This is a genomic window from Chloroflexota bacterium (genome assembly GCA_026706485.1).
GTDB lineage: Bacteria > Chloroflexota > UBA11872 > UBA11872 > UBA11872 > JAJECS01.
Genome location: JAPOYR010000003.1, coordinates 1 through 16,600 on the forward strand (window position 1 = coordinate 1; position 16,600 = coordinate 16,600).

A 16,600-nucleotide genomic window follows, 5' to 3' on the forward strand; every position below is an offset into this window, starting at 1 on the left:
GGCAGCCCGTGGCCTTCCGCCCCACGGCAATCGACGGTCGCTGGACCATCCACTTCCTGACCGATGAACTGGACGTCGTGGACCTGCGGGATCCCGCCTAAATGTGTAAACGATGTCTCCGAACACCCGTAAACCATCTACCCGGTCTAAACAGGAGAGGGAGTCAGACGTTGCTCGTTCGGCGCCGGTCCGGTCCCTTCTCCCCTGGTGGCAGAAGGCTACGATGAGGGGGATTCGGGAACGGCCGAAGGGATTCGCACAGGCTTCCCTTTCTGGGATTGACGAAAGGATCCGGCCGCCCACAGATGAACTGCGAATCCCCGCCGAGCAACCACTCCGCGCGGACCATCATGCTGGTGATGGCGGACCAGCTGTCGGCGCGCTGGGTGGAGGCGTGTCTGGCTGACGCGGCGCAATCTACGCGACCGGCTGCTCGAAATGCTGATCGAGCAGGACTACCTACACTCGCCGCGAGGGAGTTCTGCCTATGGCGTGCTCTGACGGATCGTCCGTGATCGAGTACCGCGAGACCGCGGAGGGCCTGGAGCCTCGCCAACTGGTGGGATTCTTCGTCGATTGGCTGCGGATGCCGACGCCCGAGGCGCATCTCGAAATTCTGCACGGGAGCGCGAACGTCGTGGTGGCGATCGACCAGGAGTCGGATCAGGTGGTCGGGTTCGTCACGGCCATCAGCGACGGGATCCTGAGCGCCTACATCTCGCTGCTGGAGGTGCTGCTGGACTATCAGGGTCGCGGCATCGGCTCGGAGTTGATGCGGCGGCTCCTGGACCAAACCAAGGATCTGTACATGGTGGACACGCTCTGCGATGTGGACGTGCAGCCCTACTACGAGCGCTTCGGGATGAAACGGGCGACGGGGATGCGGATTCGGCGGTATGACCGGATTCCGAGTGGGGAGACGGGCGGGTAGGTCGGACGGGCCGGTTTGAAACCGGCCCTTACAGTCAAGCAGGGCGCGTCACGACGTGGCGTAGCCCTAGTCTCGAATTGCGGACTCGGGTAGGGGCGGGTCTAAACCCGCCCGCAGGTTTCAATCGTGCGCGGCGAAGCACGGGGCCAACACACTGCCGTCCGACAGTTGAGGCCTGGATTCCGGCTCCCCGCCTGCGCGGGGACAGGCTCCGCCGGAATGACAGACAGGTCCGTTCGCCCTGAGCGACGTCGAAGGGCGCCTCACGAACAGGCCGTGTCGGTCGTGGTTCGACAGGCTCACCACGAACGGACGTCGGTGTGCCATTCCTGAAGAGATTGGCAGCAATCCAGGTGGGGCGCTCAGGCTAGGCCGGCGCTCCGAGGATCACGGGCAGCGTGAGGCCCACGACAAGCACGAGCGCCCAGAGGGCCGGGGCGGCGCTTTGCAGGGCCTCGCGGCGGCGTTGCAGGCGGGCTTCGTCGGCCTGGCGGCGGGCGATCCACCAGGGGTTGTGGCGCGTTTCAAACCAGTGATAGGTCAGCCCGAGCCCGGCGCCGTAGGCGAGGTGACCGACCAGGCTCGCCGTCAATGAGGCGGCGCCGGCCGCGGACCACGCCGGCGTGGCGCCGAGCAGCATGGGCATGAGGATCTGCGGGCCGAGAATCCACAGGAAGAAGCCGTAGGAGACGCCCCAGCCCACGGCTGAGCCTGCGTCGTAGCTCTGGCGGCGAAACAGCAGGCCGTAGGCCGCGCCGAAGAGCATGGCGATGACGAGATGGATCGCGAGTCCCGCAATGTCCGACTCGCCGCCCATGAGGCCGGCCACGCCGCGCAGCGCCCCGACCTGGACCATGACAAAGGTAAAGAGCAGGCCGCCGACCACCCCGGCGGCGATGCCGCGGCCAAGGGCGCGCAGACCGCGCGTCCCCACGCCTTCCTCGTCGTCCGCGCCGCCCACCTCGTCGAACAGCACGCGCCAGAACCCGCGCAGCCACTGATAGCCCACGCCGAGAAACCCGCCAAAGACGAGATAGGCCAGCAGCGCGGGGTAGGCGTCCGCGGCGGCGGCTACCGACCAGGCGAGATCCCCGTCCAGGACGAGCGGCAGGATCGTGAGCCGCACCACGACCCAGAGTAGGAATCCGTACATCGCGCCGCGCACCAGTCCGGCCCCGGCGCTGTCGCTGGGGCGCTGGGCCAACGCCGCAAATCCCGCCCCGGCGACCGCGCCGATGAGCAGCGCGGCCAGCCAGGCCAGCAGACCGGCGGAGTCGGAAGGCAGCGCGGCGAACGTGGGCGTCTGGCCCTGATCGTTCAGCAGACCGGCCGCGATGGCGCCCGCCGCGAGTCCCGCCGCAGCCCCGAGACCCAGGCCGGTCAGCGAGGGCCGGCGCACGACCGGCCGGCTGAGGACCAACAACGCCAAGCCCGTCGTCGCGCCAAACAGCAGGAAGCCGAGCAGCAAGTCGAACGACGATTGCGCCGCGGCCAGCGACCAGGTGACCGGCTGGCCGGACGTGAGCGGGTAGAGCGTGAGGGGGTCGAGGAACCACACGACCGCGCCGTAGGCCAAGCCCCAGAAGACCAGGGCGTCGTTGCGGCGCGCCTGGTTGCGCACGAGGGCCGCGAACAGCACGCCGAAGACCGCCGACAGCGCGAAGTGCACCACTAGCCCGACACCCAGCGACTCGCGGGCGGTGACGATCAGCGCCATCGAGGCCATCATCCCGAGCTTCAGCATGGCGAGGGCCAGCACCACGCCGCCCACCAGCCCGGCCACCGCGCCGGTCAGCAGCCACGCGGCGAGGCGCTCGGAGCGGATCATCGGGCGGATTCTCCTGGCGCGACCGGCTTGGGTTTCGGGCGGGAGCTTGGCTCGGCAGCCTCGAACGGTCCGGGCAGCAGCACGATGTCACGCGGGAACAGCAGGTCGATGGCCCAGTCCAGCGCCACCCGCACCTTGCGGTCCATGCCCGGCAGCTTGGTGAAGTAGATCGTGCGCCACATGACCCAGGCGACGAAGCCGGAGAATTTGCGGCCGGCCACTTCGGCGGCGGCGGTGCGCGATCCGAGCGCGACCAGCGAGCCGATGGCGCGGTAGCTGAACGGCTTGGGCGCCTGCCCGCGCGCGACGGCCACCACGTTGTCGGCCACGGCCTTGCCCTGGCGGATCGCGTGCTGCGCGGTGGGCGGGTGAAAGGCGCCGGGCCGGTGCACGTCGGGCACCTGCGCGCCGTCGCCCAGGGCCCACACGCCATCGAGCCCCGGCACTTGCAGGGTGGTTTCAACGACGAGCTGGCCGCGCCGGTTGCGCTCGCAGGGCATCCCGCGCAACAGCGGGCTCGGCTGGTTGCCGGCGGTCCATACCAGCGTGCGCGTCGGAATCCGGGAGTCGTCGTCCAGGGTCACGCTCATGGCGTCGGCGGCAGCCACGCGCTGGCCGAGCACGAACTCGATGCCGCGGCGCTCTAGCCTTTCGCGCGCGTAGTCGCCCAGCTCCCGGCTCAGCTCGGGGATGATGCGGTCGCTGGAGTGCACCAGCACGAACCGCGGCTCCTCGCGCCCGATACCGGGGTAGTAGCGCCGCACGCTGCGCACGAGGTCGAAGAGCTCGGCGATAGCCTCGGTGCCGGCGAACCCGCCTCCCGCCACGGCGAACGTCAGCAGCGCCTCGCGCGCGGGACCGTCGGCCTGCTGCTCCGCGGTCTCCAGCGCCGTGATGACGTGGTTGCGCAGGCGGGCCGCGTCTTCGAGGGTCTTGAGGGTGAAGGCGTGCTCGGCGAGCCCCGGGAGGCCGTAAAACGCGGGCACGGAACCGACCGCCACGATCAAGTGGTCGTAGGCGATCCGCTCGGTCCGATCGGAGCCGATGGGGACGGCGGTGATGCACCTGGCGTCGGCGTCGACCGCCTGGACATCGGCGTGGCGAAATCGCGTGTGCGGGCAGGCGACGCGGATCGGGGCGGAGATGGCCTGGGCGTCCAATCCGCTCGACGCCACCTCCGCGAGCATCGGGGTAAAGAGCAGGAAGTTGCTGCGGCTCACCAGGGTCACGTCGAGCGGCACGTCCCTGCGATGCAGCTCTTCGAAGCGCTGCGCGGCCCCCAGGCCGGCAAACCCGCCGCCCACAATCACGACGCGGACGGGCTGGTCGGACACTCGGGAGGCGGCTGGAGCTTCAGCGCCCTGGCCGACCCCCACGCGAGTCGCCAACGCCAGCAGCACGCCAAGTCCCCCGCCGAACATCAGGTGCGCGATGAGGCTGGGAAAGTGCCGCGACGCGGCCTCGACCGACCAGGTGGGGGCGTCGCCGTCGAGCGCCGGACCGATGGTGAGCGGACCGACGACCCAGAGGATCAGCCCCGTCATGAGGGCCAGCGTGATGCGCGAGGCGTGCTCGCCGCGCCGGCGCAGCGGAATCACGCGCGCATAAATCGCCCCCGTCGCGGCCCCGATGACTAGGTGCACGGCCAGCAACGCGTCGTCGACCGGCGAACCCAGCAGTCCGTCGAACCCGCCCATGGGCGACGCCGGAACCAGGAACACGAGCGCCGCCGCGGCGCCCGCCAGGGCGCCGATCAGCACAGGCTCACGCGCGAGGCGCGTCACCAGGCGACCGGCGCGCCGGCGGCGCACGTTACGCGGGGAGGGTCGCGGTCGCGAACACGACGTGGAACGGCACGCAGTAGATGACGACGCTGTTGTACGTCGACAGGTCGGTGCCGGCCGGGATCTCGTAGTTCTGGTTGCCGATGTTGCCCTTCAACGCACCCACGTCGATGTAGTCGCCCAGCTGCTGGCTAGACGCCGGCGCGGGCGCCGACGACAGCAGCACGCTCAGCGCCGGACCGTTGGTGACCATAAAGTCGGTGAGGCGCAGCACCAGCTTGTCGTCGGGCGTGCGGAAGATGGTGGCGGTTCCGGAGCCGCGGTGAAAGTCGTCGGCGCCGCGGAACTGGCCCTCGCGCAAGAGCTCAGGCTGCGGCGCGGCTTCCGCCTGCGGCGTGGCCTCGGGCTTCGGCGTGGCCGCCGGCTCTGGCATGGCGGGCATCGGCTCGTCCATCATGGTGTCGGGCATGGCGGCGGCCGCCTCCATCACCCGCTCCTGGACCACCATGCGGTCCGCTTCGGCCAGCTCCTCGATCTCCATCAGCGTGGGGACGGCGGCCTCGAATTCGGCGGCCATCTCCTGCTTCTCTTCCTCGGTCATGGTCTCCATGGCGGCGGGTTCCGGAAGCTCGAAGGGGAACGCCTCGTCAACCACGGTGTCACGAAAGAGCGGCGAGATCAGCCACCAGGCAATCGCCACCGCAACGATGATTCCGACTAGTCCACCGCCGATCAGCACTCGTCGTCGAGTCATGTCAGCCTCCTTCGTACCGCCCTACGTTCGGCTGCCGCGGGCAGATTCCGTTGGACGTAGTGTGTACCTCCGACACCATACGCTGCCAGCCGCTAGGCGACGGTGTCTCCCACCACACTCAGCGCCAGATCGAGGCGCGACGTCGTGAATTGGTCCACATCGCATTCGATGGCTCGTGCGATGGCTGTCGCGTCGTTCACATTGGCGCCGTGCACCTGCATGCCCGCACCGTGCAACCGTCCGACGAAGTCCGCGTCGATCATGCCGATGGGCAGATGCGCGATTCGAGCGCCGGCCAACGACATCAGCTCCATGACCTGTCGGTGGCCCAACTCCGGTCCCATCCACTTCGGCCACGGGTCAACGAAAAACATGCCGGTGGGAATGCGCGGCTCGCGGCAATGCATGTGCCACAAGAGCGGCCGGTGCCCGGTCGTCAACTCCACCGAGCCAACGGCGTCGGCGGCTCGGATGGCTTCGAGCACCCGCTCCAGGAACGCCAGCGTGGTCCCCTTGAGCTCGATCTCAAGGCGCACGCGCCCGGCGGCGAGGCTGAGCACCTCCTCGAGCGTGGGAAGGCGCTCGCCGGCAAACGCCTCGCCGAACCACGCGCCGGCGTCCAGCGCCCGCAGCTCCGCGAGGGTGTGGTCAGTGACGAGCCCCGCGCCGTTGGTGGTGCGCGCGAGGTAGTAGTCGTGGTGGACCACCGGCGCTCCGTCGCGGCTCGGGTGGACGTCCAGCTCGATGCCGTCCGCCCCGGCGTCGATCGCGGCGGCGAAGGCCGGCAGCGTGTTCTCGGGACCCGCCGCCGTGTCGCCGCGATGCGCGATGACCAGCGGCTTGCGGGGCGCCATGCGCTTGCCGCCCTCGGATCCCGGTACGACTAACGGTTGCCGGCCGCCTCAGCCCCCGCCTTGCGCGGACGGCGTCGGCGTCGGTTGGACCGGGGTGCGCGGCCGTTTGCGCCGTTGGCTTTCGCCTTGCCGCCGCTCAGGCGTTCGCCGGGCATCACGCGGCGACCGTTGGCAGCCGCGGGTGTTTCGGCGGGTTCGTCGTCAGCCGGCAGAAACTCGGTCTTGATTTCGTCCCAGTAGCGACGCGGGATACGGCGCTCGAGCGAGTACTCGATCGAGGCCAGCCGGTCGAGTCCGGCGCCGCTGACGAGGGTGACGGAACGACCCGCGCGGCCCATGCGGCCGGTGCGGCCGGTGCGGTGGGTGAACATGTCGGGGTGATCGGGAATGTCGTAGTTGATCACCTGGGCCAGACCCATGATGTCCAGGCCGCGGGCGGCGACGTCGGTGGCAATCAGCACATCGATCTCTTCTTGGCGGAACCGATCCATCACGCGCTGCCGCGAGGGCTGGGGCATACCGCCCTGAATGGCGTCCACCCTAAGACCGCGGCGGCGCAAACGGTCGCGCAGAAGGTCGACGCCGCGGCGGGTGCGACCAAACACAATTGTGGGCACGCCGGGCGACTGCTGAAGGATGCCCTCAACTGCCGTGGCTTTTTCCATCTCGGGCACGACCCAGATCTCGTGGTCGATTTCGGGCAGATCTTCGGGCCGGGTGTCCAGCGCCACGTGCTCGGGGTCGCGCAGGTGGCGCAGGGTGAGCCGCGCAACCCAGCCCGGCACGGTGGCCGAGAACAGCGCCGTCTGCCGCGAGGCCGGCGAATAGCGCAGGATCGACTCGACCTGGGGCGCCATGCCGATGTCGAACATGCGGTCGGCCTCGTCGATCACGAGCACGCGCAGATCGTCGACATTCAGGTCGCGGCTTTCGATCAGGTCCAGCACGCGTCCCGGCGTGCCCACCACGACCTGCGCGCCCTGGGCGAGCGCGCGGCGCTGTGGGGTGTAGCTGAGCCCACCGACGATGCGCACCGACGGCGGGGCGCTCGGACCGAGCAAGGGATCGATGACGGTGCCGATTTGCTCGGCAAGCTCGCGGGTCGGCGCCAGCACCAGGGCCTGGACGCGCGGCAAATCGGGGTCAAGGCCTTCGACGAGCGGGATGGCGTAGGCCAGGGTCTTGCCGGAGCCGGTTCGGGCTTGCCCGACGACGTCGCGGCCTTCGAGCAAGTGCGGAATGCAGGCGGCTTGGATGGGGGTGGGACTGGTGATCTCGTCGGCCGCCAGCGCGTCGACGAGATCGGGTCGAACGCGCAGCGCGGTAAAACTCTCGATAGCGGGGGCCCTTCTGCTGCAACTGGCGCCCGCGGTGGGCCGATCGTTATCTGCGGCCCGCGCCCTACGTGGTGCGCTGGGCGCCTCTAGCTTTCTCAACCATACACAATCGCCAGCCCGCCGCGCAGTAGTATCGTGGCACCGGCGCGCCACCCGACGGACACGAGGGCCCTGCGATGACCGTGCCGCCAATGCCCGCCGCGGATGTCGAAGCGCTGTTCAAGGCCTCGATGGCGGCCCTGGCCTCCGGCGTCGCGGTGGTGACGGGCGCGACCGCCGACGGCTCGCCGCGCGGGCTCACCGTCACGTCGATCGCGTCGTACTCCGCCCATCCGCCCTCGGTGATTGTCTGCGTCGACGAGACCTGCAACAGCTATACCGCGCTCACGACGGGGAGCCATTTCGCGGCGCATCTGCTGCAGGCGGAGCAGGCCGACGTGGCCGCGCTGTTCGCCTCCAGCGCCATCGATAAGTTCGACCGCGTGTCGTGGAGGCTCTGGGACGACCGGCTGCCCGTCCTGCGCGACGTGCTGGCGGTGGTGATCTGCCGCCGCATCAGCACCACGGTGCTCGGGGACCACGCGATCCTGGTGGGCGAGGTGGTGGACGGGTCGATGCAGGACGCGCAGCCGCTGGTCTACTGGCGCCGCGGGTTCTACGAGGGGCCGGGCACGCCGATGGACGGCGGCTAGGGGGATTCGCACGGGCAGCCAAAAGGCTGCCCCTACAGGGACTTCAGCGGGGAGCGGGAGCAATGGCTGCAACAGCGCGTGATCTTTTGGCCGACCGAGGCTATGCGGCGGATCCCATCTATCTGACCGATCTGGACCGCGTCACGCCGGCCTCGGCGCTGGCGACCGAGCTGCGTCCACGCACCTGGCAAACGCTGCCCTACGAGACCGAACATTTGCGCGGCGTGCTGCTGTGGGCGGGATTCGAGTCACAGGCGCCCGCGGTCAGCTATCCGCTCGATCGGCGCGGCTGGCACGCCATCAGCGTGGGATTTCACCCGACCACTGAGGACCAGGGCTGGCTGGAGCAGGTGCTGGTGAAGCTGAGCGGCGATGACACCTACTCGATGCTGCGCTGGGAGCCGCCGCGGGGGCTGGACGGGCATGAGCGCCGGCTCCGGTTCGAGGAGCTCTTCTGGCGCGTAGCCAAGCTCGACGGCCAGGACCTGGTGTTCGAGCAGATCACCCGGCGCCTGGCGGCGGGCGACGGCCCGGGGACGGTTCAGGGCGAGTCGACCAAGATCGCCTACGTCAAGCTCGTGCCGCTCTCGGACGCCGAGGCGGCGGCGCACGAGCGGGACCTGCGCGACGCCTCCACCCGCCGGCTGTTTGGACACAACGACGCGTTCTATCCCTACACCTATCGCACGACGACCGCCGAGGAGATCCGGCGCGAGGTGGAGCCCTACCGCGAGACGGACTTCGGGCGCATCTATTGGGAGGTCGGCGGCGGCGACAAGCTCTACTACGACACCGCCGTGGGGCGCAATCCGGCCGATCTCGACCTGCAGGGCTACAGCCGGCTGGGCGAGCGCTTGCTGGTGGAGAGCTTTCGCGAGTTCAGGCGCAAGGGCATCGATCCGGTGGACGTGGCGCTGCGGCACACCCACGACCTGGGGATGGAGTTCCACGCCAGCTACCGGCTGGCGGCGTGGACCTATCCGCCGACCACCATGGAGGGGTATTTCACCGGCGGGTATTTCGAGCGTCACCCGGAGCTGCACTGCATCGACCGGCAGGGACGAATCCTGCCGCGGCTGTCATACGCGTTTCCGGAAACCCAGGAGTTTTGCCTGGCCGTGCTGCGCGAGATGGCGGCCTATCCGGTCGACGGCGTTGCGCTGCTGTTCAACCGGAGGCCGCCGTACCTGGACTACGAGGCGCCGCTGGTCGAGAGCTTCACGCGCGAGTTCGGCGAGGACCCGCACGACCTGGACGAGCGCGATCCCCGCTGGCTGGCCCACCGCGCCGCCGTGCTCACGGCGTTCATGCGGCGGCTGCGCGCCGAGATGGACGCCGCCAGCGCCGCGCGCCAGGGCAAGCGGATCGGCATTTCCGTGTGCGTGCTGGGCACCCAGGCCGACAACGACTTCTTTGGCCTGGACGTGGCCACCTGGGCGCGCGAGGGCCTGATCGACACGCTGATTCCCTACAGCCCCGCGCCGCTGGCCCTGCCGGTGGCCGAAGACACGTGGAATTCGGGCGAGCAGATCCAGCCGTTCGTCGAGGCGGTGCGCGGGACTCCCTGCCTCATGGCGCCCAACCTGATGCCGCGCGACCTGAGCGCCGAGGACTACCGCCGCATGGCCTCCATGCTCTACGGCGCCGGGGCCGAGCATCTGTTCGTGTGGGACTGCGCGGGCTCGTGGTTCCGCGCCAACCACCAGTCGCACTGGAACGCGCTGCGCCGGCTGGGTCACCGGGACGAGATCGAGGCCTGGCGGCAAGGAGGCGAGCCCAGCCTGGCGAACCCCACCATTCCCCTCCGCACCCTGGGCGGCTGGGACATGACCACCATCGCCCCGGGCTAAACGGTGTAGGGGCTGAGTGGTGTAGGGGCGGTTCGCGAACCGCCCGTCCTATCCGTCATTCCGGCGGAAGCCGGAATCCAGGTCGGGACTTGTTAGCGGCCACAATGCGTCGGCAGAGGATGTCGGCGAATTCCGGTGGCAGAGCTCTAAGCGGGCTGCTGGCTCCGCCCCAATCCGTTCGCCCTGAGCTTGTCGAAGGGCCGGTCATGGTTCGACAGGCTCACCACGAACGGGATGCGTAGCCCTCCGACGCAGGCTCCAACTGCCGCTACTCACCCCGCTCCGGATGCAGCGCGAGCTCCCGCCCGCGGTCGTCGATCGCGCGCAGCGCGAAGACCCAGGATCCCCACGCGTGCCGGGCCAGCCCGTCATCGGGGTTGTCGAGCTTCACCTGGAGCCGATTCCAGCCGGCCCGCAACGCCAGCCGACGCTCGCGATTGCGGAAGTAATCGTTTCGGCCCAGCGACGCCCAGGGGCCGTTGCCGATGCGCAGGCGCAAGTCGTTGACCCAACCGGCTTGCAGCGTGACGGCGGCGTCAGCCTCGACGTACAGCCAGGTTTGCGCCAGCCCGATCGCCGGATAGGTGAGCGAGTTCTCGGGTCCAATGGGGCGGAAGGTCAGCGAGAAGTCCACGAAGCCGTTGATGTCGGCGGCCGGCGCCCAGCGCGCGACGTGCCGATCGCCCCGGCGCCAGGGTGAGTCGGGCGAGTAGCCCATCTCGGCGAAGCGCTCGGCGGCATCGGCACGGTCGGCGGCAGCGTCCAACGCCGCTTCGTGATCCGGATGGAACGGGCCCATCAGCTGCCAGCGCGGTTCCGGCTCCGCGGCGCCGGTGGCGTCGTACGGCAGCTCCGATCCGAGCAGGAGTTGGTGCCAGTCCGGCATGCGGACGAACGGCCGGTGCGGCGGTTCCTGGTACCAGTACGCCGTGCTGCAAATGTCGTTGGCCATGGAGCCGAAGCGCACCTGGAGCGATTGGCCGAAGGGGATGGCGTCCGCCTCGAAGAAGCGGTAGGCCGCCAGCGTGTGCCGGGCGAGGGCGGGACCGAGGTCCTCCTGGGCGTAGTAGGGCACGCCCTGATCGAAATGCGTGGAGGGCCGGTGCAGCACGCCGCCGTTGGAGGCGCCAAACGCGTCCTCGCCGCCCGCGCCGCGCAGATGGGCGAATGGCCCCTCGGGCGCGTCGGCGGAATTCGTGACATAGATGTTCTCGGCGCCCGCGTGGGACCAGCGCGCCCGGTCGTCGCGCACGGCCACGCCGTAGTTGAAGCCCAGGAAACGACCGCGGCCGACCGCATCCAGCACCAGGTAGTTCCGTCCGAAGGCCTCGCAGGGGTTCTCGCGCCGGAACTGCGCGTGGAAGCGCAGCGGCTCCGTGAAGGATTCCGGCGGGTAGGCGTGCCAATCGGTCTGCAGCAGAATCCCGTCGTCACCCACGTCCGGGCCTGCCACGGCCTCGATGCGCGCCCCCTCCTGAAAGGGCATGGGAAACGTGGCCGTGTATCCGGCGTGGGCCTGCATGGTGAGGTAGCGCGAGTCGAGCGAGTAGGGCGGCAAGCCGTGGAGTTGGCCGAAGAAGTCGCCGAGCGGCGCCTCGACGGCAGGCGCGTCCGCGCCGTCCCAGAACATGCGCAGCACAATCTGGCGCTGGTGCGCCGGCGTCGGATGGCGCACGCTGGCGGCCCAGATGCGGCGGATGCAGCCGGGGCCGTCGAGCCGGGCCAACGTGACGGGAGTGTCGGGCGGCAGGGCCTGGTACGTGGTGACGCGCGAGGGTACGAAGTGGTCGGGCAGCGTTAGCCACGCCGGTTCCATCGACGGCATCACGGCGCCTCGGCAAAGGGGCCTTTGTGGCTAGCGTATATGGCCTCGCACAGCCGCATGGTCACCAGGGCGTCCTCCAGCGTGCTCCAGGGGCGGCGGCCATTGAGGATGCAGTCGGCGAAGTGGCGCGTCTCGTTGAAGTGCGGGCCGCCCTCGGGCGCGAGGTCGAGCGGCGCTTCGTAAGGATCGCCGTCGGCGAAGAGCTCAAAGGTGTCGGGCCGGTGCGCCTCTTCGGGCGGGCTCATGCGGGTGAGGTCCATGTAGGCCGAGAAGTCCTCGGCGTGCAGCTCGGCCCGCTGGATGCGGGTGCCCACGCCAAAGTGCGACATCAGCACGGCGCGCGCGCCGTTGGCGAAGGTGATCACGGCGTTGTGCCGCTCGCGCGCGGGGCTGGAGCGGTAGGTCTCGGCGTGGACATGGGTGACGACGCCGGTCGTCTCCATCGTGTCGCCCGCCAGCCAGCGCAGCAGGTCGACGTGGTGGATCGAGTCGCAGATCAACGCCGGCGGCATCAGGCCGCGACGCATGTTCTCGACTACGCGATCGCTCGGGTTCTTGTTGTAGGTCGCGGCGGCGTGCACGGGGCCGCCGCGGGCAAGCGTGAGTCGCTTCACGGCGAGGATCTGCGGAAAGTAGCGCCGGTTGAAGGAGGCGATGGCCATGGCGCTGCTGGCGGTCTCGGCCTCGATCATGGCCGCCGTGTCCGCGCTGGTGTTGCCCGGAGATTTTTCGACGGACGTGTGAATACCGCGCTCCAGGCACTCGCGCACGATGGGTAGCAGCTGTCCGGGCAGGGTGACCACGTAGACCACGTCGGGGCGCGCGCGGTCGAGCATCTCGCGGTAGTCGGTGACGGCGACTTCGGGTTTGTGTACAGCCGCCGCGGCCAGTCGCTGCTCGTCGAGGTCCGCCACGCCGACGAGTCGCATCTCGGGTTCGTCGGCAATCATCTGGAGGTGACCGCTGCCGTGATTGCCGGCCCCGATCACCGCCGCCTTGAGGGAGGCCATGGCGCTCGCTCCTCATATCTACAGGCCGTAGTGAAAGGCCATTGACGCATAATGGCGCGATTTGCGCCGCCGCGGGGAGCCTCCGTGTAGGGGCGTCCTTCCCGGCCCTGCGGTGATACCGTTCGCCCTGAGCTTGTCAAAGGGCCGTTCATGGTTCGACTGAGCCTGTCCTGAGCCTGCCGAAGGGCTCACCACGAACGGCTTGCGTGGGCGCCCGGCCGCAACCGACGCCGGGGAGGTAAAACCGATGACCGACTCCGATCGCGAACGCCTGCGCCTCCGTGTAGGGGCGTCCCTTGTGGGCGCCCCGCCGTACTCGGCGTCTGGGGGGTGAGACTCATGGCCGACTCCGATCGCGAACGCCTGCGCCGGATGCTCCAGGAACGCTCCTTCATCTCGGGCACGTTCAAGCTCTCGTCCGGCCAAACCAGCTCCTACTTCTTCGACGGCAAGCAGGTCGTGCTGGACCCTGTCGGCGCGCACCTGGCCGGCAACGCCGTGCTCGAGCTGATTCGAGAGCGGGCGCCCGAGGCCAACGCCGTGGCGGGCCCCACCGTGGGCGCGGACCCCATCGTGACCGCGGCCATGCTCCTGAGCGCCGGCACCGACCAGCCGCTGGCGGGGCTGTTCGTCCGGAGCGAGCGCAAGGACCACGGCACGGAGCGCATCATCGAAGGCCCGCTCCAGCGCGGCATGCGGGTGGTCATCGTCGACGACGCCGCAACCACCGGCGGGTCGCTGGTTCACACAACCCGCTGCCTGCGCGAAGCCGGCCTGGACCTCGAAGTCGTCCTCGCCATCGCGCTCGTCGACCGCCTGGCCGGCTACGAGGCCGCCATGAACGAAATCGGCGTCCCCGCGGCAAGCGTGTTCACCCTCGACGACTTCACGCCGCCGGAGGCCGCGAACTCGCCAGAGCCCGCGGAAACCAGTCGTTAGGTAGGCAACGGAACTATGGCCAGGCGAGCCGAGGCGGAAAAAGCCGGCGTATACGCGGCTGCACAGCAGTGGGTTGACGCCGCCCTTCGTAGCGACGACTCGCTCTTTACGCCCGGTGAACCGGTCTGGACACTTCAAAACATCGATGACATTGGTCACCGATTCTCCGCTCCTGATGCCGGGCAAGGTGGATTCTGGTATCGCCTTGAACAGCAGCTCAAAGACGCACCACCGAGAGCCGTCCAATTGGTCGCTGAGTCATTTTACGTCCGTCTCCTAATCGACGACGCAAGACTCAAGAGCACCACTAAGCGAGACCAGATCAAGCGGATTCTAGGTTGGGCTGACGCAGGAATCGTTCTTCCTGACCAACTTAGTCAGGTGCTTGATGTGGGCATTTGCGATCCTGGCACAGCATTTAATATGCGTGTCCATCACGGTTTGCAACTGATAGTACATCTATCCCAAAACCTCAAGCAGACGTCACAAGATCACCGAGATAGTGTGCTTGCCGGTCCGTGGGAGTTCCAGAATGCACTGCTCAAGATCACAACCTCTGCGTATTACAATCAAGCATCGGCACTGTTGCACCTCGTATATCCAGATACATTCGAGCGCATCGTCTCAAGAGACCACAAGGATCGAATCGTAAATGCCTTCGCCGATCACCTGAACAAGAAAACCAACGATCACGACCGCGATTTGCTTGCGATCCGCGGGGTGCTATCGGAGATCTATGGACGAGATTTCGACTTCTACGACGATGACGTTTGGCCTGTGTGGGATCACAGTCGTCAACCTGACACATCAAAGTGGGCACCAATCATTCGCTGGGCTAAGCCATTCGTCGAGCATCCTGACTTCGACCGACGAGAGCGCGACTACAAGCTCACAATTGCAGACAATCTTAAGAGAGCTCGATCAGCAGTTGAAGACAAATTGGATCATTGGCCGCGTGTGCTGCAACAGGCATTGCGACCTTCCAGCATCACCCCTGATCGGTCAGTCGAGGAACGGGTGCGCACAACAGCACAGCTCTATCGTGAAGAACAGAATCGCCTCACAGCGCTTGGACGGCGTCGAGAGGCCAAAGAATATGCCAGCCGAGCCAGTTTGCTTGAGACTACGATCGCTCCAATGGAATCGAGAGGCACGTTCCGGCGGGCGGCAGGCGGGCGCTGGCAATGCCGTGTGTGGTCACAGCGGCTGGGGCGGCAGATTGGCGCGACGGCCGATACACGCGAAGAGGCGCAAAGCCTAGCCCACAGACGCCGAGCGGAGCTTGAAGCCGACACAATTGCGGAGGGTGTATCTCCTGACAATGACCTGGTCCACCTTGCAGTAGTTGACCCCTTTCTCTTGTGGAGCGACGAACATCCGTCAGAGGCAAGAACCGCGCTGCTCGAGCTCTGGAGCGAGCCGAAAGATTTTGAAGAAGCAGTGCGCGGCTTTCTCCATCGTCTTCCGGCAGATGTTGTTGGTGAATCCGGTGCGAGGACAAATCTTGCCTCATTCTTGGCAATGGCCGTCGATCCCCGCCGCTACCCTCCATACCGAGAAATGCCGTACGCCACTGGATACAAGCTGACCGGGCATCCAACGTTGGGCGAAGGTGCCGATGAAGCCGCTACTTACCGCCACGCTCTGGGGTTCTTGGATAGCCTCATCGCGGAAGCATCGGCTCGCGGACTCGCGCTCCGGGATCGGCTGGACGCGGAGTCTGTGCTCTGGTCAATGTTTGCTTCAGGTGACTGGTACAAGGAAGTCCTTTCCAGAGATGAGCACGAAGCCTTCGCCGACCTTCTGAAGCGGGGTCGCGTGATGGATCCTGAGGAAGGAGTTGAGCCGCCGCCCATAACTCTTCACGACCTCGCTAGCGAGTTGCTCTGGGACGTCAGCTACCTCGAAGAAATCGAGCGGTTGCTGGAGGACAAGCACCAAGTGGTCTTCTACGGCCCGCCGGGTACGGGCAAGACCTACGTGGCGCAAGAGCTCGCGGAGTATTTCGCCGGCGAGCACGGCTCACTCGATCTGGTGCAGTTCCACCCGTCCTACGCCTATGAGGATTTCATCGAAGGCTTTCGCCCGGCCCTAGTCGACGACCAGCCGGGCTTCGAGCTCAAAGACGGACCTTTGAAGCGGATCGCTGACCGCGCGCGAAGCGAGCCGAACGCGAAGCACGTGTTGGTGATCGACGAGATCAATCGCGGCAATCTCGCCAAGGTCTTCGGCGAGCTGTATTTCCTGCTTGAGTACCGCGACCGTGAGATTTCGCTCCAATACGCCGATGAGCCGTTCACGCTGCCCGAGAACCTGTGGATCATCGCGACGATGAACACGGCCGACCGCTCGATCGCGCTGGTGGACGCGGCGCTGCGGCGGCGCTTCTTCTTCGTGCCGTTCTTTCCCGACGAGCCGCCAGTGGAGGGCCTCCTTCGCCGCTGGCTCTTGGAAGAAAAGCCCACAATGCTCTGGGTCGCCGACGTAGTGGACGCGGCAAACCAGATTCTCAAGGACTTGGACAAGCGGGACATGGCCGTCGGTCCCAGCCACTTCATGAACAAGAAGCTAGACGAGGAGTGGGTGAGACGAATCTGGAAGCACTCAATCCTGCCCTACGTCGAGGAACAGCTCTTTGGGCAAACCGATCGCATCGGGGAGTTCGAGCTCGACAAGCTCCGCGCCGCAGTTCAACGGCCGACTGCCGCCGAGGAAGAAGCGGCTACTGCCAACGGGCAAGCCGATGCAGCGCCTGAGCCTGCCGACGCCTAGATTCCCGCCTTCGCGGGAATGACG

Annotated in this window: 12 protein-coding genes; 5 read left to right on the forward strand and 7 right to left on the reverse strand. The window is 67.4% G+C overall.

The genetic code is table 11. From position 1 onward, the window contains the following. Window positions 1-487: 487 nt before the first annotated feature. On the forward strand, window positions 488-931 hold the full coding sequence (locus OXG79_02065) for a GNAT family N-acetyltransferase (protein MCY3782551.1): 444 nt from the start codon (window positions 488-490) through the stop codon (window positions 929-931). Window positions 932-1,298: 367 nt separating this feature from the next. Here the strand turns inward: OXG79_02065 and OXG79_02070 are convergent, their stop codons facing one another. The 5 genes from OXG79_02070 to OXG79_02090 form a co-directional block, all read right to left on the reverse strand. After that, window positions 1,299-2,759 carry a hypothetical protein gene (locus OXG79_02070; GenBank protein MCY3782552.1) on the reverse strand — a complete coding sequence of 487 codons (1,461 nt, stop codon included), beginning with the start codon at window positions 2,757-2,759 and terminating at the stop codon, window positions 1,299-1,301. Continuing rightward, window positions 2,756-4,570 carry an NAD(P)/FAD-dependent oxidoreductase gene (locus OXG79_02075; protein ID MCY3782553.1) on the reverse strand — a complete coding sequence of 605 codons (1,815 nt, stop codon included), beginning with the start codon at window positions 4,568-4,570 and terminating at the stop codon, window positions 2,756-2,758. Before OXG79_02075 ends, OXG79_02070 begins: the two co-directional genes overlap by 4 nt. A 1-nt stretch (window position 4,571) precedes the next feature. Beyond that, entirely contained in the window at window positions 4,572-5,297 is a 726-nt protein-coding gene (locus OXG79_02080) for a DM13 domain-containing protein (GenBank protein MCY3782554.1), read from the reverse strand. Between the two features lie 92 nt (window positions 5,298-5,389). Beyond that, window positions 5,390-6,151, reverse strand: coding sequence for a glycerophosphodiester phosphodiesterase family protein (locus tag OXG79_02085; protein ID MCY3782555.1), 762 nt, complete (start codon window positions 6,149-6,151; stop codon window positions 5,390-5,392). A 29-nt stretch (window positions 6,152-6,180) separates the two neighbouring features. After that, entirely contained in the window at window positions 6,181-7,641 is a 1,461-nt protein-coding gene (locus OXG79_02090) for a DEAD/DEAH box helicase (protein MCY3782556.1), read from the reverse strand. 23 nt (window positions 7,642-7,664) lie between these two features. Here OXG79_02090 and OXG79_02095 point away from each other — a divergent pair, with 23 nt between their 5' ends. Further along, window positions 7,665-8,180 (forward strand): flavin reductase family protein, encoded by a 516-nt coding sequence (locus tag OXG79_02095; GenBank protein MCY3782557.1) that lies wholly within the window; start codon window positions 7,665-7,667, stop codon window positions 8,178-8,180. A gap of 62 nt (window positions 8,181-8,242) precedes the next feature. Then, entirely contained in the window at window positions 8,243-10,030 is a 1,788-nt protein-coding gene (locus OXG79_02100) for a family 10 glycosylhydrolase (GenBank protein MCY3782558.1), read from the forward strand. A 268-nt stretch (window positions 10,031-10,298) separates the two neighbouring features. Here the strand turns inward: OXG79_02100 and OXG79_02105 are convergent, their stop codons facing one another. Next, the gene (locus OXG79_02105) at window positions 10,299-11,855 is read right to left on the reverse strand and encodes a DUF2961 domain-containing protein (protein ID MCY3782559.1); all 1,557 of its coding nucleotides are present in this window, start codon (window positions 11,853-11,855) and stop codon (window positions 10,299-10,301) included. Further along, window positions 11,855-12,865: a Gfo/Idh/MocA family oxidoreductase gene (locus tag OXG79_02110; GenBank protein ID MCY3782560.1), complete on the reverse strand. Its 1,011-nt coding sequence runs from the start codon at window positions 12,863-12,865 to the stop codon at window positions 11,855-11,857. Before OXG79_02110 ends, OXG79_02105 begins: the two co-directional genes overlap by 1 nt. Window positions 12,866-13,204: 339 nt before the next feature. Between OXG79_02110 and pyrE the strand changes: the two genes are divergently transcribed. Continuing rightward, window positions 13,205-13,804 (forward strand): orotate phosphoribosyltransferase, encoded by a 600-nt coding sequence (gene pyrE, locus OXG79_02115; protein ID MCY3782561.1) that lies wholly within the window; start codon window positions 13,205-13,207, stop codon window positions 13,802-13,804. A 15-nt stretch (window positions 13,805-13,819) separates the two neighbouring features. Beyond that, complete coding sequence (locus OXG79_02120; GenBank protein MCY3782562.1) at window positions 13,820-16,576, forward strand: AAA family ATPase; 2,757 nt, start codon at window positions 13,820-13,822, stop codon at window positions 16,574-16,576. The last annotated feature ends 24 nt before the right edge of the window (window positions 16,577-16,600 follow it).

Coding starts and splice junctions, on each gene's coding strand:
- OXG79_02065 (MCY3782551.1), top strand. CDS start 488: ATGGCGTGCTCTGACGGATCGTCCGTGATCGAGTACCGCGAGACCGCG.
- OXG79_02070 (MCY3782552.1), bottom strand. CDS start 2,759: ATGATCCGCTCCGAGCGCCTCGCCGCGTGGCTGCTGACCGGCGCGGTG.
- OXG79_02080 (MCY3782554.1), bottom strand. CDS start 5,297: ATGACTCGACGACGAGTGCTGATCGGCGGTGGACTAGTCGGAATCATC.
- OXG79_02085 (MCY3782555.1), bottom strand. CDS start 6,151: ATGGCGCCCCGCAAGCCGCTGGTCATCGCGCATCGCGGCGACACGGCG.
- OXG79_02095 (MCY3782557.1), top strand. CDS start 7,665: ATGACCGTGCCGCCAATGCCCGCCGCGGATGTCGAAGCGCTGTTCAAG.
- OXG79_02100 (MCY3782558.1), top strand. CDS start 8,243: ATGGCTGCAACAGCGCGTGATCTTTTGGCCGACCGAGGCTATGCGGCG.
- OXG79_02105 (MCY3782559.1), bottom strand. CDS start 11,855: ATGCCGTCGATGGAACCGGCGTGGCTAACGCTGCCCGACCACTTCGTA.
- OXG79_02110 (MCY3782560.1), bottom strand. CDS start 12,865: ATGGCCTCCCTCAAGGCGGCGGTGATCGGGGCCGGCAATCACGGCAGC.
- pyrE (MCY3782561.1), top strand. CDS start 13,205: ATGGCCGACTCCGATCGCGAACGCCTGCGCCGGATGCTCCAGGAACGC.
- OXG79_02120 (MCY3782562.1), top strand. CDS start 13,820: ATGGCCAGGCGAGCCGAGGCGGAAAAAGCCGGCGTATACGCGGCTGCA.